Origin of the sequence: Herminiimonas sp. KBW02, assembly GCF_003852535.1 — a bacterium.
GTDB lineage: Bacteria > Pseudomonadota > Gammaproteobacteria > Burkholderiales > Burkholderiaceae_D > Oxalicibacterium.
Window position 1 is genome coordinate 476,639 of sequence record NZ_QAJP01000003.1, and the last position, 25,724, is coordinate 502,362.

At 54.4% G+C, this 25,724-nt stretch carries 24 protein-coding genes; 16 read left to right on the top strand and 8 right to left on the bottom strand.

Features of this window, described 5'->3' with window-relative positions:
* Nucleotides 1-128: 128 nt before the first annotated feature.
* From DBR37_RS04125 to ptsP, 8 genes are all read left to right on the top strand, one after another.
* Nucleotides 129-869, top strand: a complete 741-nt coding sequence (locus tag DBR37_RS04125) for a TorF family putative porin (protein WP_124573118.1) — start codon at nt 129-131, stop codon at nt 867-869.
* Between the two features lie 26 nt (nt 870-895).
* Nucleotides 896-1,234 (top strand): P-II family nitrogen regulator, encoded by a 339-nt coding sequence (gene glnK / locus DBR37_RS04130; protein WP_011979395.1) that lies wholly within the window; start codon nt 896-898, stop codon nt 1,232-1,234.
* 16 nt (nt 1,235-1,250) lie between these two features.
* Nucleotides 1,251-2,651: an ammonium transporter gene (locus DBR37_RS04135; RefSeq protein WP_199739037.1), complete on the top strand. Its 1,401-nt coding sequence runs from the start codon at nt 1,251-1,253 to the stop codon at nt 2,649-2,651.
* A 227-nt stretch (nt 2,652-2,878) separates the two neighbouring features.
* A complete protein-coding gene (gene gshA, locus DBR37_RS04140; protein WP_124573121.1) occupies nt 2,879-4,177 on the top strand; it encodes a glutamate--cysteine ligase in 1,299 nt (432 codons plus the stop codon).
* A gap of 143 nt (nt 4,178-4,320) precedes the next feature.
* Entirely contained in the window at nt 4,321-5,277 is a 957-nt protein-coding gene (gene gshB, locus DBR37_RS04145) for a glutathione synthase (RefSeq protein WP_124573123.1), read from the top strand.
* Between the two features lie 63 nt (nt 5,278-5,340).
* Nucleotides 5,341-5,748 carry a PTS sugar transporter subunit IIA gene (locus DBR37_RS04150; protein ID WP_124573125.1) on the top strand — a complete coding sequence of 136 codons (408 nt, stop codon included), beginning with the start codon at nt 5,341-5,343 and terminating at the stop codon, nt 5,746-5,748.
* Nucleotides 5,749-5,772: 24 nt separating this feature from the next.
* On the top strand, nt 5,773-6,042 hold the full coding sequence (locus DBR37_RS04155; RefSeq protein ID WP_124573126.1) for an HPr family phosphocarrier protein: 270 nt from the start codon (nt 5,773-5,775) through the stop codon (nt 6,040-6,042).
* Between the two features lie 81 nt (nt 6,043-6,123).
* Nucleotides 6,124-7,872 (top strand): phosphoenolpyruvate--protein phosphotransferase, encoded by a 1,749-nt coding sequence (gene ptsP / locus DBR37_RS04160; protein WP_124573128.1) that lies wholly within the window; start codon nt 6,124-6,126, stop codon nt 7,870-7,872.
* A 36-nt stretch (nt 7,873-7,908) separates the two neighbouring features.
* Here the strand turns inward: ptsP and DBR37_RS04165 are convergent, their stop codons facing one another.
* Nucleotides 7,909-8,469 (bottom strand): chromate transporter, encoded by a 561-nt coding sequence (locus DBR37_RS04165; protein ID WP_199739038.1) that lies wholly within the window; start codon nt 8,467-8,469, stop codon nt 7,909-7,911.
* A gap of 20 nt (nt 8,470-8,489) precedes the next feature.
* Complete coding sequence (locus DBR37_RS04170; RefSeq protein ID WP_124573133.1) at nt 8,490-9,080, bottom strand: chromate transporter; 591 nt, start codon at nt 9,078-9,080, stop codon at nt 8,490-8,492.
* A gap of 447 nt (nt 9,081-9,527) precedes the next feature.
* Between DBR37_RS04170 and DBR37_RS04175 the strand changes: the two genes are divergently transcribed.
* Together DBR37_RS04175 and metW are read left to right on the top strand one after the other, a co-directional pair.
* Nucleotides 9,528-10,685 carry a homoserine O-acetyltransferase gene (locus DBR37_RS04175; protein WP_124573135.1) on the top strand — a complete coding sequence of 386 codons (1,158 nt, stop codon included), beginning with the start codon at nt 9,528-9,530 and terminating at the stop codon, nt 10,683-10,685.
* Nucleotides 10,682-11,287, top strand: coding sequence for a methionine biosynthesis protein MetW (gene metW / locus DBR37_RS04180; protein WP_124573137.1), 606 nt, complete (start codon nt 10,682-10,684; stop codon nt 11,285-11,287). Before DBR37_RS04175 ends, metW begins: the two co-directional genes overlap by 4 nt.
* Before the next feature lie 3 nt (nt 11,288-11,290).
* Here metW and DBR37_RS04185 read toward each other — a convergent pair whose 3' ends face one another.
* Complete coding sequence (locus tag DBR37_RS04185) at nt 11,291-12,649, bottom strand: MFS transporter (RefSeq protein ID WP_124573139.1); 1,359 nt, start codon at nt 12,647-12,649, stop codon at nt 11,291-11,293.
* A 192-nt stretch (nt 12,650-12,841) separates the two neighbouring features.
* Here DBR37_RS04185 and DBR37_RS04190 point away from each other — a divergent pair, with 192 nt between their 5' ends.
* The 4 genes from DBR37_RS04190 (at nt 12,842) to opgC (ending at nt 16,931) form a co-directional block, all read left to right on the top strand.
* Entirely contained in the window at nt 12,842-13,423 is a 582-nt protein-coding gene (locus DBR37_RS04190) for an SAM-dependent methyltransferase (protein ID WP_124573140.1), read from the top strand.
* Between the two features lie 55 nt (nt 13,424-13,478).
* Nucleotides 13,479-14,507 (top strand): DUF6352 family protein, encoded by a 1,029-nt coding sequence (locus DBR37_RS04195; protein ID WP_124573142.1) that lies wholly within the window; start codon nt 13,479-13,481, stop codon nt 14,505-14,507.
* Between the two features lie 18 nt (nt 14,508-14,525).
* Nucleotides 14,526-15,695 (top strand): putative sulfate/molybdate transporter, encoded by a 1,170-nt coding sequence (locus DBR37_RS04200; protein ID WP_124573144.1) that lies wholly within the window; start codon nt 14,526-14,528, stop codon nt 15,693-15,695.
* Nucleotides 15,696-15,797: 102 nt separating this feature from the next.
* Nucleotides 15,798-16,931: an OpgC domain-containing protein gene (gene opgC, locus DBR37_RS04205; RefSeq protein WP_124573146.1), complete on the top strand. Its 1,134-nt coding sequence runs from the start codon at nt 15,798-15,800 to the stop codon at nt 16,929-16,931.
* 2 nt (nt 16,932-16,933) lie between these two features.
* Here opgC and DBR37_RS04210 read toward each other — a convergent pair whose 3' ends face one another.
* From DBR37_RS04210 to DBR37_RS04220, 3 genes are all read right to left on the bottom strand, one after another.
* The gene (locus DBR37_RS04210; protein ID WP_124573148.1) at nt 16,934-18,088 is read right to left on the bottom strand and encodes an MFS transporter; all 1,155 of its coding nucleotides are present in this window, start codon (nt 18,086-18,088) and stop codon (nt 16,934-16,936) included.
* Between the two features lie 141 nt (nt 18,089-18,229).
* On the bottom strand, nt 18,230-20,191 hold the full coding sequence (locus DBR37_RS04215; protein WP_124573150.1) for a PhoX family phosphatase: 1,962 nt from the start codon (nt 20,189-20,191) through the stop codon (nt 18,230-18,232).
* Between the two features lie 178 nt (nt 20,192-20,369).
* Nucleotides 20,370-21,152, bottom strand: coding sequence for an exodeoxyribonuclease III (locus tag DBR37_RS04220; protein ID WP_124573152.1), 783 nt, complete (start codon nt 21,150-21,152; stop codon nt 20,370-20,372).
* Between the two features lie 195 nt (nt 21,153-21,347).
* On the opposite strand from DBR37_RS04220, the gene pyrE reads away from it, so the two are divergent.
* Together pyrE and DBR37_RS04230 are read left to right on the top strand one after the other, a co-directional pair.
* Entirely contained in the window at nt 21,348-22,013 is a 666-nt protein-coding gene (gene pyrE / locus DBR37_RS04225; RefSeq protein WP_124573154.1) for an orotate phosphoribosyltransferase, read from the top strand.
* Nucleotides 22,014-22,039: 26 nt separating this feature from the next.
* On the top strand, nt 22,040-22,645 hold the full coding sequence (locus tag DBR37_RS04230) for a DUF4124 domain-containing protein (protein ID WP_124573155.1): 606 nt from the start codon (nt 22,040-22,042) through the stop codon (nt 22,643-22,645).
* A gap of 67 nt (nt 22,646-22,712) precedes the next feature.
* On the opposite strand, the gene gatB is transcribed toward DBR37_RS04230, so the two are convergent.
* Together gatB and gatA are read right to left on the bottom strand one after the other, a co-directional pair.
* On the bottom strand, nt 22,713-24,173 hold the full coding sequence (gene gatB, locus DBR37_RS04235; RefSeq protein WP_124573157.1) for an Asp-tRNA(Asn)/Glu-tRNA(Gln) amidotransferase subunit GatB: 1,461 nt from the start codon (nt 24,171-24,173) through the stop codon (nt 22,713-22,715).
* 71 nt (nt 24,174-24,244) lie between these two features.
* On the bottom strand, nt 24,245-25,702 hold the full coding sequence (gene gatA, locus DBR37_RS04240; protein ID WP_124573159.1) for an Asp-tRNA(Asn)/Glu-tRNA(Gln) amidotransferase subunit GatA: 1,458 nt from the start codon (nt 25,700-25,702) through the stop codon (nt 24,245-24,247).
* Nucleotides 25,703-25,724 lie beyond the last annotated feature (22 nt).

The following is a 25,724-nucleotide window of genomic DNA, read 5'->3' on the forward strand; positions in this document are numbered from 1 at the left end:
GTCGGCAACTGTAAACGATAAAAATGATAGTACAACCAGCATAAAAAAGGCTGGCATGAGTCCTGCTAAATATGTATCGAAGACAACCAATGTTTGGTTTCTACTTTCAAAACTTTAAAGGGAACATCATGAAAAAACTGATTATCGCGGTTGCTGTAATGGGTGCATTCGCCGGTAGCCTGGCGCACGCAGAAGACGTTATTCCAGAACATTCGTTTACGGGCAACCTTTCTGTAGTCAGCGACTATCGTTTCCGTGGTGTTTCACAAACATTTAAACAACCAGCTGTACAAGGCGGTTTCGACTACGCACACTCCAGCGGTTTCTACGTTGGTAACTGGAACTCGAGCGTAAGCGGCAATTCGTTTACCAACGGTTCGATCGAAATGGATCTGTACGGTGGTTACAAATTCAATATTACACCTGACGTCGCAGCGGATGTCGGTGTTCTGTACTACTACTACCCAGGTGCAGACAATTTCGCGACCGGTAAAAAGTACAACACGACTGAAGTATACGGCTCGATCGGTTACAAATGGTTCACCGCGAAATACAGCCACACCGTATCGGATTTCTTTGCAACACCTGATTCCAAAGGTTCGGGCTACCTCGAGTTGAACGCAAACTTCGAAGTCATGGATAAAACTACTTTGGGCTTCCACGTCGGTCATCAAAAAGTGCGTCACAACAGCGCATCTGATTACACCGATTACAAAGTTTCGCTGGCTCGTGACTTCGGTTTCGCAACAATTGGCCTGGCTATCATCGGTACCGATATCAGTGGCGACGCTCCAGTAACAGGCAGCAACGGCAAGATCAAGAAAACCGCTGGTACCACAGGCGTGCTGTCGATCTCCAAAGCATTTTAATTTTAAAAATAACGTAAGAGGTTCCCATGAAACTGATTACTGCCATTATCAAGCCCTTCAAGCTGGATGAAGTGCGGGAAGCCTTGTCTGCAATCGGCGTGCAAGGTATCACCGTTACCGAAGTTAAAGGTTTCGGTCGCCAAAAAGGTCACACCGAGTTGTATCGCGGTGCAGAGTATGTCGTTGATTTCCTGCCTAAGACAAAAATCGAAGCAGCGGTTGATGATGCGATCGTTGATCGCGTGATTGAAGCGATCGAAACTGCAGCAAGAACCGGAAAAATCGGCGACGGCAAGATCTTTGTCTATGACCTGCAACAAGTCGTCCGCATCCGTACCGGTGAAACCGGTAAAGAAGCACTTTAAGGGGAATGAGATGAGTATGAAGAAAATGTTCACAAGTGCCCTTGCCACAGGTGCTCTGTTGCTGGCAGTCGGATTCTCGGCTCCTGCAATGGCAGAAGACGCGGCAGCTCCGGCTGCAGCGCCAGCCGCTGAAGCGGTTGTGGTTGTGACCGAAGCGCAAGTCGCAGCACCTGCTGAGGCGCCAGCTGCTCCTGCGCCGGAAGCCGTGCTTAATACAGGTGATACCGCCTGGATGCTGACATCGACGATGCTGGTTATCCTGATGACCATCCCTGGCCTCGCATTGTTCTACGGCGGCCTTGGCCGTTCGAAAAATATGTTGTCCGTGTTGATGCAGGTCTTCGTGATCTTCTCGACTATCACCGTGCTGTGGTGCCTGTATGGCTATAGCCTGGTGTTCGCGGATGGCGGCTCCTTCGTCGGAACCTTCGGCAAACTCTTCCTGAACGGTATCAAACCAGACACCTTGTCCGGCACGATCCCTGAGTATGTGTTTGTTGCGTTCCAATCGACTTTTGCAGCGATTACCTGTGCACTGGTTGTCGGTGCCTTCGCAGAACGTATGAAGTTTGCTGCAGTGCTGGCGTTCAGCATCCTGTGGTTCACTTTCAGCTACATCCCGGTTGCGCACATGGTCTGGGCTCCTACCGGTCTGTTGTTCGGTGACGGTGCACTCGACTTCGCTGGCGGTACCGTGGTTCACATCAATGCTGGTGTAGCTGGCCTGGTTGGTGCGTACATGGTCGGCAAGCGTATCGGTTTCGGCAAAGAAGCAATGCCTCCGCATTCGCTGACATTGACGATGGTTGGTGCATCGTTGCTGTGGGTGGGCTGGTTCGGTTTCAATGCTGGTTCCGCACTGGGTGCAAACCCGATCGCTGGCCTGGCATTCATCAACACCATTCTGGCAACCGGCGCTGCAACACTGGCCTGGATCACCACTGAATCCATGCTCAAAGGCAAGGCTTCGATGCTGGGTGCTGCTTCCGGTGCGGTTGCTGGTCTGGTTGGTATCACACCTGCTGCCGGTTTCGTCGGTCCTATGGGCTCCATCGTTCTCGGCCTGATCGTCGGTGCAGTCTGCGTATGGGGTGTGAGCGGTCTGAAACGCCTGCTGGGTGCGGATGATGCGTTCGACGTATTCGGTGTGCACGGTGTTGGCGGTATCGTCGGCGCGATCCTGACTGGTGTTCTGGCTGCCCCATCGTTTGGTGGTACCGGTGCAGCAGACTTCTCGATCGCTCACCAAGTGATGGTGCAGTTCAAAGCTGTATTGATCACTGTAGTGTGGACGGCTGTGGTTGCCTTCATCATCTACAAACTGGTTGATCTGGTCATCGGTCTGCGTGTTTCGGATGAAGCGGAACGTGAAGGTCTGGACATCACCAGCCACGGTGAAACGGCTTATCACTCCTGATAACAGTTGTAACGTGATGGCCCCGCGCAAGTGGGGTACCTAAAGAAAGCGCCCCCTCGCGGGGCGCTTTTTTCATTTGCGAGCTGGTTTGGGACTTTAAAAAGGCTTTCCAGCCCTAATCTACGTATGCCAAATTGAGCAAATCCGCCTGCAATGCGGACGACGCAAGCGGCTTTTCCCGTTAGAATCAGCTTCAATTAACGATAGTTTCAGCACAAAAGGTTTATATGGTTCCGCATCTCGTCACGGCTTTGAACGGTCCGCTGCTTGACCTCGAAAAGAAAATCCTGACCGCCACCCCTGCCATCGAGCGCTGGTTCAGGCTGGAGTGGCAAGAACATACCCCACCGTTTTATTGCTCGGTCGATTTGCGCAATGCAGGTTTCAAGCTGGCACCGGTCGATACCAACCTGTTCCCTGGTGGTTTTAATAATCTTTCGCCCGAAATGCTGCCGCTGGCAGTGCAAGCGGCGATGGCGGCGATAGAAAAATATTGTCCAGATGCCAAGAATTTGCTGCTGGTGCCGGAAGGCCACACCCGCAATACCTTCTACCTGCAAAACGTCGCGCGCCTGATGCAAATCTTCCGTCAGACCGGTTTGAATGTGCGCCTGGGTTCGTTGTCGCCGGATGTGACCGGCCCGACGCCGATCGAATTGCCGGACGGCACCACGCTGACGCTGGAGCCACTCGAGCGTTCGCAGAACGGTCGCCGTGTCGGCCTGAAAAACTTCGACCCCTGCACTATCCTGCTGAACAACGACCTGTCATCCGGCTTGCCAGCCATACTGGAAAACGTGAATGAGCAAAACCTGCTGCCGCCTTTGCATGCAGGTTGGGCGGTACGACGCAAGACCAATCACTTTGCCGCCTATGACGAAGTGGTCAAGAAATTTGCCAAGCTGATTGATGTCGATCCATGGATGCTGAATCCATTTTTCATGAAGTGCGAAGGCATTAACTTCAATGACAATACAGGTGAAGATTGCCTGGCTTCGAATGTGGATACCCTGCTCGCCAAGATGCGCAAGAAGTACAAGGAATACGGCATCAAGGAAAAACCATTCGTCGTCATCAAAGCCGACGCCGGTACCTATGGCATGGGCATCATGACCGTGCATGATGCGAGTGAGGTGAAAGACCTGAATCGCAAACAGCGTAACAAGATGGCGGTGGTCAAGGATGGTCTGGAAGTGACAGACGTCATCCTGCAGGAAGGCGTGCCGACATTCGAGCGTATCAATGAATCCGTCGCGGAGCCGGTGGTGTACATGATAGATCGCTATGTGGTCGGTGGTTTCTATCGCGTCCACTCGGAACGCGGCAATCATGAAAACCTGAATGCGCCTGGTGCGCACTTCGTACCGCTGGCTTTTGCGCATCAGCATGCATTGCCGGATTACCAGGCCAAGCCGGGAACCGTGGCACCGAACCGCTTCTATATGTACGGCGTGGTGGCACGGCTGGCGCTGCTGGCGGCGTCGCTGGAGATGGAAAAAACCGATCCCAATCCAGAAGTATATTAAGACCCACATCGCCACCCTCGCCGGTGGCGATTTCACTTTCGGTGAAAAATCCGACTTGGTGTCACAATTGAGTCCTTTGTAATACCTACCAATAACATGCTGGTCCGATGCAGTCGGGCCGCGCGCTTTTCAGGACGTGTTGAATGAAAATAGTCTTTGTTGCCGATCCGCTCGCTGGTTTTAAAATCTACAAGGACTCTACCTACGCGATGATGGCCGAAGCGGCTCGACGCGGTCATAGCATCCATGTTTTCCAGCACAAGGATATGGCGTTCGAAGGCGGCAAGGTCATTGCCAATGTCTCGCCCGTGATTCTCACAGGCGGCGGGCAGGAAGACTGGTATCGCCAGGAGGCGCCGGTGGCGCAGGAGTTGACCAGCTTCGACGCCATCCTCGAGCGCACTGATCCGCCTTTCAATATGGAGTACATCTACGCGACCTATTTGCTGGAGCTGGCGCAGCAACAGGGCGCGCGTGTCTTCAACAAACCGGAAGCGATACGCAGCTTCAACGAAAAGCTTGCGATTGCCCAATTCCCGCAATACATTGCGCCTACGCTGGTCACTGCCGACGCGACGCGGGTGCGTGCTTTCCATGAGGAGCATCGCGACATCATCCTCAAGCCGCTGGACGGCATGGGTGGTGCCGGTATTTTCCGTGTTAAAGACGATGCCCTGAACCTGGGTTCCATCATCGAAACCCTGTCTGATAACGGTAGCCGTACCATCATGGTGCAGCGTTACATCCCGGAAATTACCGATGGCGACAAGCGCATCCTGCTGATCGGCGGACAAGTCGTGCCTTACTGCCTGGCGCGCATCCCGCAAGGGACCGAAATACGCGGTAATCTGGCGGTCGGTGGCATCGGCGTAGCGCGTGAAATTTCGGCGCGTGATCGTGAAATCGGTGAGGCTTTGGCGCCACTTTTACTAAAAAGAGGCTTGTTACTGGTAGGATTGGACGCAATTGGTAGTTACATGACTGAATTAAATGTAACCAGCCCTACTTGCTTCCAGGAAATCAAGCAGCAAACCGGCTTTGATGTTGCCGGAATGTTTGTTGATGCACTGGAAAAAAATGTTGAAACCTGGAATTCCTGAGTAATTGATAGAATTTGCGCTTGCCGGGCAAATTCTGGCGTGAAAAAGGTTCGGATTAAATAGATGGTCGGTATTTTGTTATTGACGCACGCGCCGCTGGGACAAGCCTTTATCTCGGCTGCGACTCATGTCTTCCGCACGCGTCCGGAGCGCCTCGACGCAGTCGATGTGAACGCAGATCAGGACACAGGCGAAGTTGAGCGCCTGGCGAAGAAAGCCATTGTTGGTCTGGATGATGGCTCTGGTGTGCTGGTGATTACAGATGTCATGGGCGGTACGCCGTCCAACTGTACTTTGGGTTTGTGCAATGTTGATAATGTAGCCGTCATTGCAGGTATCAGTCTGCCGATGCTGTTGCGCGCAATTACGTATCGGCAAGACACACTGGATGTAGTAGTGGAAATGGCGCTGGCGGGTGGCCAGGGCGGCGCGGTCAGGGTGGACAACCGCGTACGACTTTCGCCGAATTAATTTGAACCCAAATCTATAAGAAAAATGATCGAACAAGAAATCGAAATTATCAACAAACTCGGCTTGCATGCACGCGCATCAGCCAAACTCACACAACTGGCAGCGAAATACAAAAGCGAAGTCTGGATGACGCGCAACAAGCGCCGCGTCAATGCCAAGTCCATCATGGGCGTGATGATGCTGGCCGCCGGCAAGGGTTCCAAGGTGACCCTGGAAACAGACGGGCCGGATGAAAAAGAGTGCTTCGATGCACTCGAGCTGCTGATCCAAAATAAATTCGGCGAAGGCGAATAAGCCGATAAACTTGGCAAGCACCTTGCTTGCACAGACTGGCCTTATTTCCGTTTTGTTGTTCCCTAGCTTCGGACCGAACCGATGACTTCTTTCACGCTACACGGCATTCCAGTATCGCGCGGCATTGCAATCGGCCGCGCACATCTGCTTGCGCCGGCAGCGCTCGATGTACAGCATTACCTCATCGCCGACGATCAGGTCGAAGCGGAAGTCTCGCGTCTGCAATCAGCCATCGCGGCAGTTCACGCCGAATTGCAAACCATCTGGAATGAATTGCCGCAGGATGCGCCGGCCGAACTCGGCGCATTTATCGATGTGCACGCACTGATACTTTCTGATCCGATGATTTCGGAAATGCCGCTGGATATCATCCGCTCGCGCTACTACAACGCCGAATGGGCGCTGGTCACGCAGATCGAAGAATTGTCTGCACAGTTTGAGGAAATAGAAGATCCCTACCTGCGCGAACGACGTGCCGATATTCAGCAAGTCGGTGAACGCGTACTCAAAGTCCTGACCGGTAGCGCCAATCTGCTGCCGAAGTCGGATGGCAGTGAAGGCAGTGCCAGCATGATCGTGGTCGCGCACGATATTTCCCCGGCCGATATGCTGCAATTCCGCAATCGTGCCTTCAATGGTTTCATCACCGACGTAGGTGGCCAAAACTCGCACACGGCGATTGTCGCGCGTAGCCTGGATATTCCGGCTACCGTCGGTGTCTCGAATGCGTCTGAACTGATCGTGCAAGGCGACTGGCTCATCATCGATGGTGATGCCGGCGTCGTGGTAGTCGATCCGACTCCGGTCGTGCTGGATCAGTATCGTGAGAAACAGGCGCGCCAGGTGCGCGAGCGCAAGAAACTGGGCAAGCTGAAGAAAACGCCATCGCTGACTTTGGATGGTACACCGATTACCTTGCTGGCGAATATTGAATTCCCTGACGATTGCGCACACGCGATGGATGCGGGTGCGCATGGCATAGGTTTGTTCCGTTCCGAGTTCCTTTTCATGGGACGTACTGGTCACGCGAATAAACTGCCTTCGGAAGACGAGCAATTCGAATCCTATAAGCGCGCCGTTATTGCGATGAAAGGACGTCCGGTCACGATACGTACCCTGGACATCGGTGCCGACAAGCCGCTTGATTTTGCCGAGCAGACGGCGTTGAATCCGGCGCTGGGTTTGCGCGCAATTCGTTTCTGTCTGTCCGAGCCGCAAATGTTCCTGACGCAGTTGCGTGCGATCTTGCGCGCTTCGGCTTTTGGCCCGGTCAAACTGCTGGTGCCTATGCTGGCGCATGCATTTGAAATCGACCAGACCCTGTTGATGATAGGGCAGGCCAAGGCCCAGTTACGCGAAGAGAAAATCAAATTTGATCCGGAGCTGCCGGTTGGCGCCATGATCGAAATTCCTGCTGCAGCATTGACCCTGCCCTTGTTTATCAAGCGTATGGACTTCCTGTCGCTCGGAACCAATGATTTGATTCAGTACACATTGGCGATTGATCGTGTTGATCATGAAGTCGCGCATTTGTATAACCCATTGCATCCTGCGGTCTTGTATCTGTTATCGAGCACGATAGCGATAGCGGCCAAAGCGGGCGTGCCTATTTCGGTATGCGGTGAAATGGCCGGTGATACGAATATGACGCGTCTCTTGCTGGGTATGGGTTTGCGCGAATTCTCCATGCATCCGTCGCAGCTGCTGTCGGTCAAGAATGAAATTTTGAACAGCGATCTGACCGTACTCGAACCGGTGACCAAAAAAATCACACGCATCTTTGAGCCGAAAGCGATTAACGAAGCGGTAGAAAAACTACGTACTTTGTAATCTGTCTGCGAGCGCAGTTGTGACTACCCGTTTACTTTAAATCCAGCCCAGAGCACCGATCACCGCCCCCGCTGCCAGCAGCCACAGGATGTGGATGCGTGTATTTAACATGAGCAATACGGTGACGACTGTGATGAGCCATAACGGCCAGTCTTCGGACGGCTTGCTATGTGCGCTGGCGAGTATCCAGCCGGTTGCAAATACAAGGCCAACCACGATAGGTCCCATCCCCAGTTTGAACGCGCGCACGGAGCGCAGCTCGCGATTGCGATGCACCCAGCGCGTTGCCAGATACGTGAAGGTGGTGCTGGGCAGCAGTATCCCTGTCATGCAGACCACCATGCCGAGCAAGCCCGTACTCATGTCGCCTGCATTCAGTCCTATATTCCATCCCATCAAAGCCACGAACAAAACATTAGGACCGGGGGCTGCCTGCGCGATGGTGATGGAGGTGCTGAATTGCGCATCGGTCAGCCAATGCTGTTCATCCACCAGATAGCGATGCATCTCCGGTGCCGCTGCAATCGCGCCACCGAGTGAGAGCAGGGAGAGGGATACGTAATGCAGGAACAGATGCAACCAGTCGCTGGTTTGCATGAATAGATGCAAGGAAGTGTTCACGGTGCCAGCTTCCGGTAAGCGAGTATGCAGCCGACCAGACCGAGGCCGAATAATGGATATACCAAAGGCAGCCGTAGCAGCGCGACACCAATAAAGCACAGTGCCCCGAGCAAAAGACACAGACGTGGCCCGAGTGGATTCTTCTTCAAGCCCCGCGCCAGTTTGACGCCGGTAGCGAGTATCAGACCTGCAGCCACTGCACCCATCGCGCGCAAGGCATCGACCACCGGCGGGTAATGTGCAAAAGGCGCGTAGATAATGGCAATCGTCAGGATCAGCAACAAGGGCAGCAGGAGCATGCCGCCCAGAGCCGCCATCGCACCGGCCAGGCCGAAGTGGCGACCACCGACAATGATGGACATATTCACGACATTCGGCCCCGGCATGATTTGCGCGACAGCCCAGTCTTCCACAAACTCTTCCGGTGTCAGCCACTTCTTCTTTTCCACCAGCTCGCGTTGCACGATGGCGAGTACGCCGCCGAAGCCTTGCAGTGCCAATAGCGTGAAGGAAAAAAACAGATCGGCAAGCGAGCGCGGCCCGGTCTTGGGTTGTATGTCCTCGTCGCGTGCGTTATGAATGGTCATGAGTATTCAATTTATATATTCGGGTATGCGATAAGCCGTCTTAACCTATGGTAATCGAACTCAATGTTCCGACACACATTGCCGCTTATCCTGATCAGATGTTGCGTTCGGTTTTGTGGTGCGGACTCGGGACTGCGCCGGATTTCATGCTGTTTCAACTGTTTTTGGTCAGAATCGCTGCTGGCGCTGTCTTTTTATTGTTTATTTGTCCATGATGGTTTGCCGCAGAAGCGCAGCCCGTTTGACGGCGCGGGGCGACTTGTTTATTCTTATGGCATTGCGCCGATTTGACATCAGCTTGCGGGCGCATAATAAATACGGCTAAAGCGTGCTCGCAACTGAGTCTCGAATTTAGCCCGATAAGCGGATCGCTTTCGGGCTTTTGTTTTTTTGTAATGCCAGAGAAACCAGTGCTGAAGCAGCAGGCCCTTCTCCTGAATAGATAACATGACCTCAATCGGAATCGTTGCACCGCAATCCATGTTTTTCGCGAAACCGCTGCCCTTGCAGAGCGGCGCGGAAATTGCCGGCTACACGCTGGTGTATGAAACCTACGGTACCTTGAATGCCGATCATTCGAACGCGGTACTGGTGTGCCATGCACTGAATGCTTCGCACCACGTCGCGGGCACCTATAGCGAAGACGCGGGCACTACCGGCTGGTGGGACAATATGGTCGGGCCGGGCAAGCCACTGGATACGAATAAGTACTTCGTTATCGGCGTCAATAACCTCGGCTCCTGCTTTGGCTCAACCGGGCCTATGCATATCAATCCGGCGACCGGCAAACAGTACGGCGCGCATTTCCCGGTGGTGACAGTAGAGGACTGGGTACAGTCGCAGGCGCGCCTGGCGGATGAGTTGGGCATCAAGCAATTTGCTGCCGTCATGGGTGGTTCGCTGGGCGGCATGCAGGCGCTGGCCTGGAGCATTCTGTTCCCGGAACGTTTGCGCCATTGCGTGGTGATCGCATCCACGCCGAAGCTGACAGCACAAAACATAGCTTTCGATGATGTGGCACGACAAGCGATCCTGACCGACCCTGATTATCACGGTGGCGATTTTTACGCGCACGGTGTAGTGCCGAAGAATGGTTTGCGTGTGGCGCGCATGCTGGGTCACATCACTTATTTGTCGGACGACGATATGGCGGCCAAGTTTGGCCGTGAGTTGCGTTCCGGTTCGTATCAATTTGGTTTCGGTATCGACTTCGAGATTGAATCGTACCTGCGCTATCAGGGCGACAAATTCTCGACCTACTTCGACGCGAATACGTATTTGCTGATTACCAAGGCGCTGGATTACTTCGATCCGGCCAAGGACTTCGGCGGCGACCTGACCAAGACTTTGGAGCATACACGCGCCAAGTTCCTGCTGGTGTCGTTCACAACAGACTGGCGTTTCTCGCCTGAGCGCAGCCATGAAATGGTGCAGGCACTGGTTAATAATAATCGCACCGTCACCTATGCAGAGATCGATGCGCCGCATGGGCACGATGCTTTCCTGCTCGACGACCAGCGTTATATGAATGTCGTGCGTTCCTACTTTGCACGGGTGTATGAAGAAATTGATGGCGGTAGCCTGAAAGCAGGAGCAAGCGCATGAACTTCCAACAATTAAGCGCCCTGCGACCTGACCTCGCGTTTATCGCACACTGGATCAATCCAGGCACCAAGGTGCTGGATCTCGGTTGTGGCGATGGCGTCATGCTGGACTATCTGCAATCGGACAAGCAATGCAGCGGCTATGGCATAGAAATCGACGACAAGGAAATACCGCTGTGTATCGATCGTGGCGTCTCCGTGATCCAGCGCGATCTCGAAGCCGGCCTGGCGATTTTTGCCGATAACGCATTTGATACGGTCTTGTGTCTGTCTGCCCTGCAGATGATGAAAGACGTTGAGGGTGTGCTGCGCGATATTTCACGCGTCGGCCGTGAGGCAATAGTATCTTTTCCTAATTTTGCTTACTGGCCGCATCGGATTGCCTTGTTGCGCGGACGCATGCCGGTATCCAAAAGCCTGCCGTATGAATGGTATGACACGCCCAACCTGCGTTGCGCGACGATCAATGACTTTGAAGAACTGGCGAATGAAGTCGGGCTGGAAGTCGTGGAATGTGTCGCCCTGAACGAAGGCGAGCCCGTCAGCTTCATGCGTAACTGGCGCGGCAGCCTCGCTGTATTCCGTTTGCGGAAAAAGCAGTAAGGCTTAACTTTCCTGCTGTGCGGTTGTCGTTCCCTGCGCTGCCGTTTTTGGTGACGTGCGCGCCGCAAACCACAGCAGGACGATGACTGGCAGGCCAAGCAAGGCAGTACCGGTAAAGAAGCTGGCGTAGCCAAAACTGTCGACATACGCACCGGAATAACCGGCGATGAATTTCGGCAGCAGCAACATCATCGAACTGAACAATGCATATTGCGTGGCCGAGTAACTGATGTTGGTCAGGCTGGACAGGTAGGCGATGAAGGCGGCACTGGCGATGCCGCTGGCCAGATTGTCTGCAGAAATTACCAGTACCAGCGCCTGCACATCGTGGCCGTGCCCGGCCAGCCAGACAAACAGCAGATTACTGGCAGAGCTCAGGATGGCGCCGAGCGCGAGTATGCGCATCATGCCGAAGCGCATCGACAATGCCCCGCCTATGAAGGCCCCCACCAGCGTCATGATGATGCCAAAGATCTTGGTGACAGCTGCCACCTCATCCTTGCTGTAACCCATATCCACATAAAACGGATTTGCCATAATGCCCATCACGACATCGCTGATGCGGTAAGTCGCGATCAGGGCCAGGATCAGCAGCGCCTGCCAGCGGTAGCGCACGATGAATTCGCGGAACGGCCCTATCAATACGTCGTCCAGCCACGCAGCGACATTCTTGGCTGGCGGCAGGACGCGTCGCGCCGGTTCCGCCGAGAACAAGACCGTGATCACACCGACCAGCATGGATAGCGCCATCGCGAAGTACGCGACGCGCCAGGCACCGGGCTGGTAGCTGCCGTTGCCGACGATCTCCGCGCGTGCCGCGATCCACAAGACGCCTGCACCGGCCCAGATCATCGCGAGTCGGTAGCCGGTCTGGTAGCTGGCCGCCAGTGCTGCCTGGCGGTCGGTATCCGCGGATTCAATACGGAACGCGTCGAGGGAAATATCTTGTGTGGCGGAGCCGAAGGCCACCATGAGCGCGCACCAGACCACCGGTTCCAGCGCGACGTGCGGATCGTTCAATGCCATGCCGACCAGTCCGGCCATGATTGCCAGTTGCGAGAGCAGCAGCCAGCTACGGCGCCGTCCCATCCAGCGTGTCAGCAGCGGGATAGGTACCCGGTCGACCAGTGGCGCCCATACCCATTTGAACGCATAGGCCAGGCCGACCCAGCTCAGGTAGCCGATGGTGCTGCGATCGATACCGGCCTCGCGCAGCCAGAAGCTGAGCGTGCCGAGTACCAGCATCAGGGGTAATCCGGCGGAAAATCCGAGCAACAGCATGCGCAAAGTGGCGGTTTCCAGATAGACCTTGAAAGTGTCTGCCCATGAACGCCGTACACCATCGCTGTTGCGAAAAATCATCTTTTCTTACCTTGATTGAAAGGAGTGGCGACATTGCGCCAACAGGCTGAGATGCTGACACAAGAGTGCCCTGGCAGCAAGCGATGCAGCGATGCCTGTCGCCGGAATGCAGGGATAACGGGGGTTTTTCTGCTGCAACTGCTAACGACGGTTTATCATGGGAGCCTTCCCTATACCGCTGCAATTATTCCTATGCTGATCATCACCATTAAACAAGGCAAAGAAAAAAGCCTGCTCGCACGCCAGCCATGGATTTATGCATCCGCAGTCGAACGCGTTGATGGCAAGCCGGCGGAACGCATGAAGCAGGGTGCAACCGCGCTGGTGCGCTCGTCGTCAGGCAAATTCCTGGCGCGCGCTGCGCATGCACCGAAATCCCAGATCCAGGCACGCGTCTGGACTTTCGATGAAGCGCAACCGGTCGATCATGCGCTGATCAAACGTCGCGTCAAGGCTGCGATCCAAAAACGTGTTGCTGCTGCCAAGGGTAAGCGGGTGGGTGTGACCAAGCGTTTGCCATTGGTAATAGGCGATGAAGATGAATTGTCGGGTTTGCTGGTGGACTGGTATGGCGACCAGAAGGGTTACCTGATCTGCGAATTTCAGTCGGCAGGTGTCGATGCCTGGAAAGTCGCCATTGTGCAGGCGCTGATTGCGGAAACAGGTTGTCCCAATGTGTATGAAACGGCCGATGAGTTGATACGTAAGGGTGAAGGTTTGCCATTCAACTACGGTGTATTGGCCGGCGATGAGCCGCCGGATGATTTGTTGTAAGGGAGAGCCGTGTGCACTGTGAACTGACGACAAACGAGCTAAGGGTGTGCAAATAATGGCGGCCCAGTTCCGGCAGGAGTTCTGGCCGCATTCTGGTTACAAACTGACCCGTCGCGATGTTGACGGCCGTTTGCTGTTAAGTGATGACCTGTTGCGTGCCTGGTGGCACCGGCCGGAAGTGGCGCCGATAGATGAATCTTGTGAACGTGAACGTGCGTTGCATGCTGCTTTGCTGGCCGAGCCACGGCGGGTCGTCACGGAAGCGGACATCAGCGCGCTGCAGGATGCCGATGCGCAGGATAACTATCGCATCCTGCTGGCGTGGCGTGACCGTTTGCTGGCAGCGCCTACGCTGGAAGCGGCGTATCTCGATTTATTCCGTGGGGGGAGCATCAATGTGCCGCCGGTTTTCATCGACCAGCTGACACAGATGATCGTACACGGCATGCTGGATGGCAGTGAAGAAGCCTTGCAAATCCGCGCTGCCGAACTGTTTTTCCGCAAACAAAAAGTAGCGATAGAAAACGGTGCCGTCATGTTGGCTGATGCCGATACCGTCGAGTTGCATGCGACTGGCGGCAATTACGGCGATATCGGTCGTTTGCTGATAGAGGCTAATACCAAGCCACGGCGTGTCGAGCTGGATGTGCTGGATCAGGAAAACGCCGACACCTATTGGGCGCGCAACGAACGACACGATACGGTCATCAGCTTTGCCTACGGTCGTGCCGCGTTAACAGCATTTTGTCGGATCGTGGAAAAGTGGATACAGCACTTCTACGGCGTCTCCGTAGTCGTGCGGCCGTTGCGTGCGATTGAAGCCAGGCACTGGGCCTGGCATATAGGCCTGGATGCCGAAGCCAGCGCCATCCTGAATGATTTATATACAGGGTCGGAATTGGAAGAGGAGCGCAATCGCCGCATCCTGTCCCTGTTCCAGCTCGACTTCGTTGATCCGGCCGTGGTGCGTGCCGATGTCGCAGGTCGCCCTGTGTATATGGCTTGTGCAATGAATGCGGAAGAATTGTTGCGCATCAAGCCGCAGAATTTATTGTTGAATCTGCCGCTGGCATCGATCTCCTGATTTGTCACGACCGGATATATGAGCGCATCCAGTAATACGCCGCTGACCGACAGCGCACCGCATAATCGCTACGACCGCATGGAGTGGGCCGGTGCCTTTGGTGACCTGGGCACGCTGATTCCGTTCATTGCTGCCTATATCGGCGTGCTGAAGATGAACCCGTTCGGCGTGTTGTTTGCATTCGGTATTTGTATGCTGGTGTGTGGCCTGTATTACAAGACGCCATTCCCGGTGCAACCTATGAAGGCAATCGGCGCGGTTGCGGCTTTGCAGGCGGTGCAGACTGCAGTCGTGACTCCGGCCGCAGTGTATAGCGCAACGCTGGTGACAGGCGTCATCTGGCTGTTGCTCGGCGTGACCGGCCTGGTCTCGCGCGTGGCGCGACTGGTGCCGCCACCGGTCATTATCGGTATCGTGTTCGGTCTGGGGTTTGGCTTCATGTTGCAAGGCGTGACGATGATGCAGACCGATTGGCTGATTGCGGTAATAGGCGGTAGCGGTACCTTGCTGTTGATGGGAAATAAAAAAATACCCGCAATGTTTGTCTTGCTGGCCTTTGGTGCGGCAGTCGGAGTAGTGCAAAATCCGGAATTGCTGACGGCACTGGCACAAAGCAATATAGGTTTTCATTTACCGACATTTGCCCTGACTGATCTATCGTGGAATCAATTCTTTGTGGGTGCGGTTTTGCTCGCATTGCCGCAAATCCCTTTGACTCTCGGCAATGCCGTGATCGCCATCAAGGAAGAGAACAACCGCTTGTTTCCGCAGCGGCCAGTGAGCGAGCGCAGCGTATCGATCTCAACTGGTTTCATGAATTTGTTCAGTGCATCGGTCGGTGGCGTTCCGATGTGTCATGGCGCAGGTGGTATGGCCGGACATATTGCGTTCGGTGCGAGGACCGGCGGTGCGGTAGTCATCCTGGGGGCAGTGTTGCTGATGCTGGCATTTTTCTTCAGCGATTCAGTAGAAGTGTTGTTTAAGCTGTTTCCCACAGCGGTGCTGGGCGTCATTCTGTTTCTCACCGGAGCTCAGCTGGCACTGGGTAGTAGCGTTTTTCCCGCAGATCGTGGCGCACGCGTCGTAGTGTTGCTGACCGCCGCCTTGTGCATGTGGAATGTCGGTGCTGGTTTCGTGGTCGGTGTTGTCCTGCATCACCTGCAGCAGCGCGGTCGTATGCAGATGTAAGCAATCTGCGCGAACCTTTAGTACATACACAGGTCTACCGTCGTTCTTGCCTGAACGAACAAGGCATTGCTGTTACTCGTCAGCATATGCCTGCCGCTATCCATGAATACAGTAATACAGCGCCGCTGGGAGCTCGATGCCCTGCGCGGCTTGATGTTGGTCATGATGTTTTCCACTCACCTGCCTACCCGTTTCAGTATCGGATTCGGACAGACGCTGGGCTATGTGTCGGCGGCGGAAGGCTTTGTCATGCTGTCTGCTTTCATGGCGGGCATGATCTACACCAGCAAGGCTATGCGGGATGGTGTAGACGCTATGCGCAGGGCTTTCTTCAAACGCACACTGACGGTTTACGCCTGCCACGTCGCCTGCCTGCTCCTGCTATTCACGCTGATTGCCGCATTGGGATTGAAATTCGATCAGTCCGGCCTGAAAAATCTGATTGGCTACTATCTGGAAAATCCAGTGTCGGGTTTGCTGGGCGGCATCATGTTGATTTACAACCCGCCCTTGCTCGACATCCTGCCGCTGTATGTGATGTTGCTGCTGATCAGTCCGTGGATACTCGCACATGGCATGCGACATGGCTGGCGTGGCATCTTTATCGTGAGCATAACCTTGTGGCTGGCCGCACAGTTCGGCCTGTCTTCGTTCCTGTACAGCATGCTGGTTGCGGTTACTGGTTTGCCAGTTCCATTCCGCGAGACCGGATCCTTTGAAACCTTTGCATGGCAATTGTTGTGGGTATTTGGTTTGTGGCTGGGTTCGCTGGATGCGAACGGTGTTTTGCAAGGACGTAATGCATTTATGCCGCGCCTGGTGTGGACTGCAGTTGCACTGGCGCTGATGTTTTTCATCTGGCGTCATACGGTCGGGCAGATACCGTTCCCCGGCAATGAAACATTGAATCTGTGGCTGGATAAATGGCACCTCGGGCCATTACGCCTGCTTAATTTTATGGCACTGCTAGTGATCGTCATGCACATCGGCAGTGCCAAGCGCGTAGAGCTTCCTCGCTTTAAATTTCTGGAAACGATGGGCGCTGCGTCATTGCCGGTGTTCTGTGCGCACCTGATTCTGGTGTTGCTCACACTCGCCATCATCGGCGATGCATTCGATGAGCGTTTCGACTGGATGGATGAAATCTTGCTGAGTGGCGGACTAGTCTTGCTGTATCTGTCGGCTATGCTCGCCTTGCGCTTCCGAAGCCGACAACCTGTATCCAAACGTTTTTAATATTATTCAAGCCAGCGTGCACGGCTGGCTGAGATGGCAATCGCGATAGCCATGACACCAATCAGGCCAAGTGCGACCTGCATGCCCCAGCCTTGCGCCAGAAAGCCAATGACAGGCGGTCCGATCAGACCGCCGCTGTAACTGAAGGTGGCTACCGCCGCCAATGCCGTCGCACCATGTCGTCCGGCAGAGCTGAACACAAATGGAAAGACGGAAGCAAAGCCGGCGCCCGCTATCGCGAAACCGAATATGGTTAGTGGAATGTTGATCGCAGCAACGGCAATAAAGATGCCGCATGCGGCGAATGAGGCACCGACTGCAACCACACGTCGCGCGCCGTATCTGTCCTTGAAGCGATCACACACCAGGCGAGCCGCCAGCATGAGTGCTGCAAAACCTGCATAGGCCAATGGCGCAACGCCATCATGTGCAGCCATGCGATCCTTCATGAAGACGCCGCTCCAGTCGGCGATCGAGCCTTCTGCAACTGCACCGCAAAATCCGATGATGCCAAGCGCAACCAGCGGGCCGTGCGCAATTGCAAAGTATTGTTTGCTGCTGACATGCTCTATCTGGTCCGTGGGCAATGCCTGGTAAGCGATGTACAAGGGCAGTAGCAAGGCAAGTGCAGTGATGATGAAGTGTACGGTCGGTGTGACTCCTATGCCTGCCATCAGGCTGCCGAACAGAGCACCGCTGACTGCACCCACGCTGAACCACGCATGCAGCAGCGACATAGTTGAGCGCCCTGCCTGTTTTTCCTGTTCGGTGCCGATCGCATTAATCGCAACATCGAAGCAACCGGAGCCTGCGCCCAGCGCCACCGCGACGATCACCAGCCATGTCATGCTGGGTGCTAATGCCAGCGCGGGTAATACAACGATGAGGCCGAGTCCCGAGTACCAGGCGGCGCGTCGTCCGCCGAAGCGCCCGACCAGCCATGCAGCCAGAGGGAAGGATGCGACTGCGCCAAAACCACCGCCCAGCAATACCATGCCCAGTTGTGCCGGATTCAATTGCAATGCGTCACGGATTGCCGGTATGCGTGCTGCCCATGATGCATAGATCACACCCAGCAGAATGAAGAGAAAGGGCGTGGCGGCAGAACGCAAACGGGCAAAGCGGGGCGCAGCGGATAACAGGGATTCAGTGGACATCGGATAACTAGAAGCGGAATGGTTGCGTTTGCACGCAATGCTGAATTGTATTGTGTTCGGCCGGATCGCGTACGGCAGATGTAAAAACAGGCGCAAAAGCAGCGCCTGTTATTTATGCATGACTGCTTATCTTAATCAGGCTCAAGATTTGGACAACCTGGGTTGCATAGGATCTGCTGTCAGGTAACCAACTGCCGCGCTGAATCTGTCGTTGTAGTTGGCCTTAATCAAAGGATCCAGCTTGTCTTTGACCTTGCTGTGCAATTTGCCACTCCAGTCACCGGCATGCTGGAAGTTGCTCATGATGTAAGTCCAGCCATTGATTTCATCGACTGCGTGCAGGCCGGTGGATTCGGCGCCTGCCGGCACAGACATGATGCGCGCCAGCTTTTTGGTGTCTACGTTGTAAGCCCACAGGAAGTTGTTGACGTGCGTGCTGCTGTCTTCGCCGATGAATAGCGTGCGCATTTTTTCAGAAAATTTCAGGTTATCCGGATTCGCAATCTTGTCCGGATTCGCCAGGTTACCCAAAGCATCGGCGGCGATATCTTCACCGATTAACAGGGCACGGGTTTGCACCGGTACCCACTCGCTGGTGATTGCGGTGCCGCCGGTGTCGCGTTGTCCGCCTGTCAGTTTGTGCGCGTACACGCCGCCAGCCACGATGGCTTTGTTGACGCTGATGTTGCTGGCCGGATTCCATGCCGGATCGTTCTTTACCATCGAGTTCTGGATGTTCTGCAAAGCAGAGTAAGCGATCTTGTCCTTGATGTTGACAGTCGTCCCTTCCATCTTGGTAAAGCCCATGCTGGCGCCGACCAGATTCGCATAGCGATGTGTTTCGAGGAAAGCTGCCGCCTTTTCCATGCCTGGTTTCAGCTTGACCCAGTTCGCAATGCCGTCGGCATATAGCTTGGTATAGCTGGCGTCATTCGGATCGGTTTTGACGCTGTGCATGATGTCGGACGGCTTTAAGGTGTTCGCCAGTTTTTCGATTTCTGCGCTGCTGGCATGACCCAATTTAATCCAGCTCAGTGCTGCACCCGGTGCAGCCGGATCGACCGAGAAACCCGCACCTACTTTGGCGACATACAAGGTACCCGCCGATAAATCTTTTTCCTTGTCGGCGATGAACATGAACAGGCCGCCATTGGTGTAGTCATCGCCCATCAATACGGTGCGATTGTCAGGCATCACTTGTATCAATTCGTGTGAGATACGACCGAGGCAGAAATGTTTCTTGATGCTGCCGCTGCCATCTGCATGCACGGTGATTTCCGGCAGGTGACCATAGTGATAGGGGTTGGCTTTGCTCTCATCACCAAACAAATTCTTGCTGAAAGTTTTGAAGAAAGGACTGTCGTTGATGAATTGCGCATCCGGCTCGTACTCTTCGCTGGACAGATGTGTATTCCACGGTGACAGGCTGGCGCCGCAAGTGATCCACAAGCCATGCACGGACGAGGTATCGACGTTGTGATATTTGACCAGTGAGAGTTTGCCGTTGCTTTGATCCTGGTCCAGGGTCAGTACTGCTATTGGTGAAGGCAAGGTGCCGTATGCATTGTTCTTGCCGCTTGCTGCACCTGCCTGGTCGCGTGTGGTGTATTCAAACTGCACGACGCCGAATATTGCCTTGCCTTTGATATTGGCGACGTTCGCATTTGGCAGTGCGAGCAGCGAAGTGCCGTCCGGCGAGTCGGAGAAAAATTGTCTTTCTTTCCCCGCAACCGAGCGATCGATGATGGGCTTGTTATTGATGTCGTAGTAGCCGCCGCTAATAATGGTGCCGCCCTTGCCATCCGGTACCGCTTGTCCGGTGATGAAGAATGGTTGGTAAGCGAGGCGATAGCTCTGTACCGAGTTGTCACCGTAGTGCACATTCAGTGTGGAGCCGACCGTAGTAGTGGCCATGGCGGCTGCATCCGCCAGTGACGGCGCAGCCATAGTCGTGAAGCTGGTGGCGACGTATTCTTTTGCGGCGGATGGTGCTGCTGTGCTGCAGGCTGCAAGGAAGGCAGATGATGCGCCCAGCGGCAACAAAGGTGCGCTGGCGAGGAATTTAAGAGCTAGTCTCCGTGAAGGCTGTGGCTGATCGGACATGGTTATTTCCAGGATGGTTGAGTTGCGATGCGCCGGTGGCCCCAAGCTGAACCCTTATCGATCATATCCAAGTTCGCGGATATGGTTGAAATGAGTTTTGGAAATTGTCGTGCGATCCCCGCGTAGTCCGGGATTATAAAAATGCTTTATGACCGCTTCGTGAAAAGCGGTCATGCCATTACTGTTTCCAGTCGTAATCTATCGTCAACGGCGCGTGATCGCTGAAGCGTTCATCTTTATAGATGGCAGCGCTACGCGCGGTCTCTGCCAGTGCCGGTGTTGCCACCTGGTAATCAATGCGCCAGCCGACGTTCTTTGCATATGCCTGGCCGCGGTTGCTCCACCATGTGTAGCACTCATCGGTGGTATTTGGATGCAGGCGACGATATGCATCGACCAGCTCAACTTCATCAAATACACGCGACAGCCATGCACGTTCCTCTGGCAGGAAGCCGGAGTTCTTGCGATTGCCTTTGAAATTCTTCAGGTCGATTTCATTGTGCGCGATATTCCAGTCGCCGCAGATGACGAAGTCGCGCCCTTGCGCTTTTAGTTCCAGCAAGTGCGGCAGGAATACATCCATGAAGCGAAACTTGGCCTGTTGCCGTTCCTCGCCGGACGAGCCGGACGGGCAATACACCGAAATCACGCTCAACTTGCCAAAGTCACATTGCACATAACGCCCTTCGGCATCGAACTCGGCGCAGCCGAAGCCGATCTGCACGTTGTCGGGTACGGTTTTGCAGTACACACCGGCACCGGAGTAGCCCTTCTTCTCGGCATAGTGGAAATAACCGGTATAGCCCGGTGGCGTCAGGAATTCAGGCGTCATATCAGGTGCCTGCGCCTTCAGTTCTTGCACACAGATAAAGTCGGCGTCGTGCCTGGCCATCCAGGTAAAAAAGCCTTTTTTGGCGGCGGAGCGTATGCCATTCAGGTTGGCGGAAACAATTTTCAACATAGCGTCGTTCAAAAAAATGAGGCGATCAGGATAACCGATTCGCAGCCGTGCGGCTTGCCTTCGGCCCTAGCGGTGGGTGCGGGCAGGCATATCCTTTGCATTTACAGGCATGCAGACCCGATAACGCTTTAAAATGTGGCCTTAGTCGAGCAAATAACGACAATTTTCGTCACTTTTATCCGTTATGGAGTCGTTTTGAACAATTTACGGCAAGAATTCATCAAATTTTCGGTTGAAACCGGCGTACTGCGTTTCGGCGAGTTTGTGACCAAGGCTGGTCGCACATCGCCCTATTTTTTTAACGCTGGCTTGTTCAACCAGGGCGGTACGCTGGCGACGCTGGCAGAGTTTTATGCACAAACCCTGATCGATTCGGGCATCGAATTCGATATGTTGTTTGGCCCGGCCTACAAAGGCATCACGCTCGCTTCGGCGACGGCCGTGGCGCTGGCGAACAAGGGGCGCGACGTATCGTTTGCGTTTAACCGCAAGGAAGCCAAGGATCATGGCGAAGGCGGCACCATGGTAGGTGCCAAGTTGCAAGGACGTGTCGTGATCATCGACGACGTGATTTCGGCCGGTACCTCGGTGCGTGAATCGGTCGACATGATACGTGCGGCCGGTGCGACGCCATGTGCAGTATTGATTGCGCTGGATCGTATGGAGCGCTCGGGTGCAGACAACGCACTGTCTGCGCATTCGGCGGTGCAGGAAGTCAGTAATACCTACGGTATGCCGGTAGTGTCGATAGGCAATTTGTCGGATCTGTTTGAATACCTGTCGAATGCCGGTGCGGATTCGGAACAGGCGAAATACAAAGAAGCTGTCGCGGCCTACCGCAAGAGGTACGGCGTGGCATAACAAGACTTTTTTCCGCGGGGAGTGAAATGAAAGGTGCAATCAAGACACTGTTTTTTCTCTCGATGTTGATGGTGGCAAGTGCACAGGCAAAGATTTACATGTGCAAAGATGCATCCGGTAAAACACTCTCCTCTGATCGCCCGATTCCGGAGTGTGCCGACCGTCCGGTACGTGAATACAGCAACAATGGCAGCAAGCATAAGGACTATGCAGCGCCACTCACCGCCGAGCAAAAGCAGGCGCTGGAATTGCAACAGGAGCGGATAAAAGCTGAACAGGTGGCAGCCGCCGAACAAAAGAGAGCCGACCGCGCCCTCTCGGCACGCTATCGCAGCGAGGACGATATCGCTGCCGCACGCAAGCGTGACACTGATCTGGTCAGTATACAAATCACGCAGTACAAAGCAGCCTTGCATGGTGCCGAGAAAGAGCAGGCTGCAGGCCTGGAGAAAAAGCAAAAAGGCGCGCTCTCACCGGCCATGCAAGCCAAGTACGATCGCACCGAGCAAAGCGTGCAGGATTTAAAAAAACGCATTAAAGACTGCGAGGCTGAGCTGGCGCAGATCAATGAAAAATATGACCTGACTTTGCGACGCTATCGCGAGATTACAAAGACGGCATTGGCACCTTAAGCGATGTCTGCAGACAACAAAAAACGCGCTCGTTTTACGGAGCGCGTTTTTTTATGAGCAGACTGAATTAAGCGGTCAGCTTTTTCTTCAACAATTCAGTGAGCTGTGCCGGATTGGCTTTGCCCTTGCTGGCTTTCATCGCCTGACCCATCAGTGCGTTAATCGCCTGCTCTTTACCGGCGCGGAATTCTTCGACGGATTTGGTATTGGCTGCCAATACATCATCAACGATTTTTTCCAGGGCACCGCTGTCGGAGATTTGCTTCAGGCCTTTGGATTCGATGATGTCATCTGCCAGCTTGGCGCTGTCCGATTTGGCATCCCACATTGCGCCGAATACTTCTTTCGCAATCTTGTTGGAAATCGTGCCGTCCGCTATGCGTTGCAGCAGCAATGCGAGTTGCGTAGCTGCGACTGGCGCAGCCGCGATTTCTATGCCTTCACGGTTCAGCGTCGATGCGACATCACCCATCAGCCAGTTGGCGGCAGGTTTGGCTTGTTCCTTGCCTGCAGCAGCGACGACGGCTTCAAAGTAATTCGCCATGGCTTTCGATTGCGTCAGCACTGCTGCATCGTATTCGGACAGGCTGTAGTCGCGCACAAAGCGTTCACGCATTGCGCCGGGCAATTCCGGCATCGCTGCTTTTACACGTGCGATCCATTCCGCGCTGACGACCAGAGGTGGCAAGTCAGGATCAGGGAAGTAGCGATAGTCGTGCGCGTCTTCCTTGCTGCGCATTTCGCGGGTTTCCTTTTTGTCCGGATCGTAGAGGCGTGTGGCCTGCACCACGCGGCCACCGTCTTCGATCAATTCGATCTGGCGACGCACTTCATAGTTGATGGCGTCTTCGAGGAAACGGAAGGAGTTCAGGTTTTTGATTTCGCAGCGTGTGCCGAATTCTTTTTGCCCGACCGGACGTACCGATACGTTGGCGTCGCAGCGGAATGAACCTTCCTGCATATTGCCGTCGCAGATGCCGAGCCAGGTCACCAGTGCGTGCAAGGCTTTGGCATAGGCAACTGCTTCAGCTGCGCTGCGCATGTCCGGTTCTGTAACGATTTCAAGCAGCGGTGTGCCGGCACGGTTCAAATCGATGCCGGTCATGCCATGGTAGTCTTCATGCAGTGATTTGCCGGCGTCTTCTTCCAGATGTGCACGTGTCAGTTGCACCGAGCGGATTTCAGTTTTTCCATCAACCTCGAGCGGGAAAGAAACACGGCCGCCTTGTACGATAGGCAGGTCCATCTGGCTGATCTGGTAGCCCTTCGGCAGATCAGGATAGAAATAGTTTTTACGTGCAAACACCGAGTGCGGTGCGACGGTCGCGCCGATGGCGAGGCCGAACTGAATCGCGCGTTCAACTGCGCCGCGATTCATCACCGGCAAGGCGCCTGGCAAGGCCAGGTCGACCGGCGATGTTTGTGTGTTTGGTTCTGCACCGAACTGGGTCGGCGAGCCACTGAAAATTTTTGTCTGGGTCGTCAACTGCGTGTGCGTTTCCAGACCGATTACCACTTCCCACTGCATATATTTCCTTACTCGCTTGTTAGCGTATTAACTGAGCGGATTAATTATTCTTCGCGATGTATTGATGACGCTTATTCTGCAGGCTGGCGCAAATGCCAGTCGGTCGCTTGCTGGTATTGATGTGCCACGTTGAGCAGCTTCGCTTCAGCAAAATAGTTACCGATAATTTGCAGACCGACCGGACGTTTTGAATTTTTCTCGCCCTGACCGAAGCCGCAAGGAATAGACATGCCAGGCAAGCCAGCCAGACTGGTCGAGAGTGTGAAGATATCGGCCAGGTAGTTGGCGATAGGATCGTCTGCTTTGTCGCCGAGATCCCATGCAACGGTCGGGCATACCGGTCCCATGATGACGTCGCATTGTGTGAACGCCTGTTGGAAATCCTGTGCGATCAGGCGACGGATTTTTTGTGCTTGCAGATAGTAAGCATCGTAGTAGCCGTGTGACAGTACATAAGCACCGACCAGAATGCGGCGTTTGACTTCTTCGCCGAAGCCTTCAGCACGGGTCTTGCGATACATGTCGGACAAGTCGCTGTAGTCCTGTGCGCGATAGCCGTAACGCACGCCATCGAAACGGCTCAGGTTGGACGATGCTTCGGCTGGTGCGATGACGTAGTAAGTCGGGATCGACAGTTCAGTTTTAGGCAAAGAAATATCGACCAGGGTTGCGCCCAGTTTTTCGTATTCTTTCAATGCTGCGCGTACTGCCTGTTCCACATCGGCAGCCAGACCTGCACCAAAGTACTCACGTGGCAAACCGATTTTCAAACCTTGCAAAGGCTGGTTCAGGTCACGTGTGAAATCTTCTTTCGCGCGTTCGATGCTGGTCGAGTCGCGTGGATCAAAACCTGTCATTGCGTTGAGCAGCAAGCCGCAATCTTCTGCTGTTTTTGCTATCGGGCCGCCCTGATCCAGCGACGAAGCAAATGCAATCATGCCGAAGCGCGAAACGCTGCCATAGGTCGGCTTGATGCCGGTGACGCCGCACAGTGCTGCTGGTTGACGGATCGAGCCACCAGTGTCGGTCGCGGTTGATGCCGGCGTCAGGCGCGCAGCAATTGCAGCCGCAGAACCACCCGATGAGCCACCCGGAATTGCAGTCTTGTCCCACGGATTTTTGACTGCGCCGAAGTAAGAGTTTTCATTCGACGAACCCATCGCGAATTCATCGCAATTCAGTTTGCCCAGATGCACCATGCCAGCCTGACGGAATTGTTCAACGACGGTTGCATCGAACGGGCTGACGTAGTTTTCCAGCATCTTGGAGCCGGCAGTCGAGCGCCAGTCGCGCGTCACGAAAATATCTTTGTGCGCAATCGGGATGCCGGTCAATGCAGTAGTGTCACCGCTGGCCAGACGCTGATCGGCCGCTGCGGCTTCTTTCAGCGTCAGTGCCGGATCGACGTGCAGGAATGCATTCAGATCGCTCTGCGCAATACGGTCGAGGAACAGTTGCGCGAGTTCGGTCGCGGAGATCTGTTTGGTATGCAGCAGTGCGGATAATTCTTTTAGAGTCTTGGTATGCATAGTGAATTTCTGGTGTTCGGTT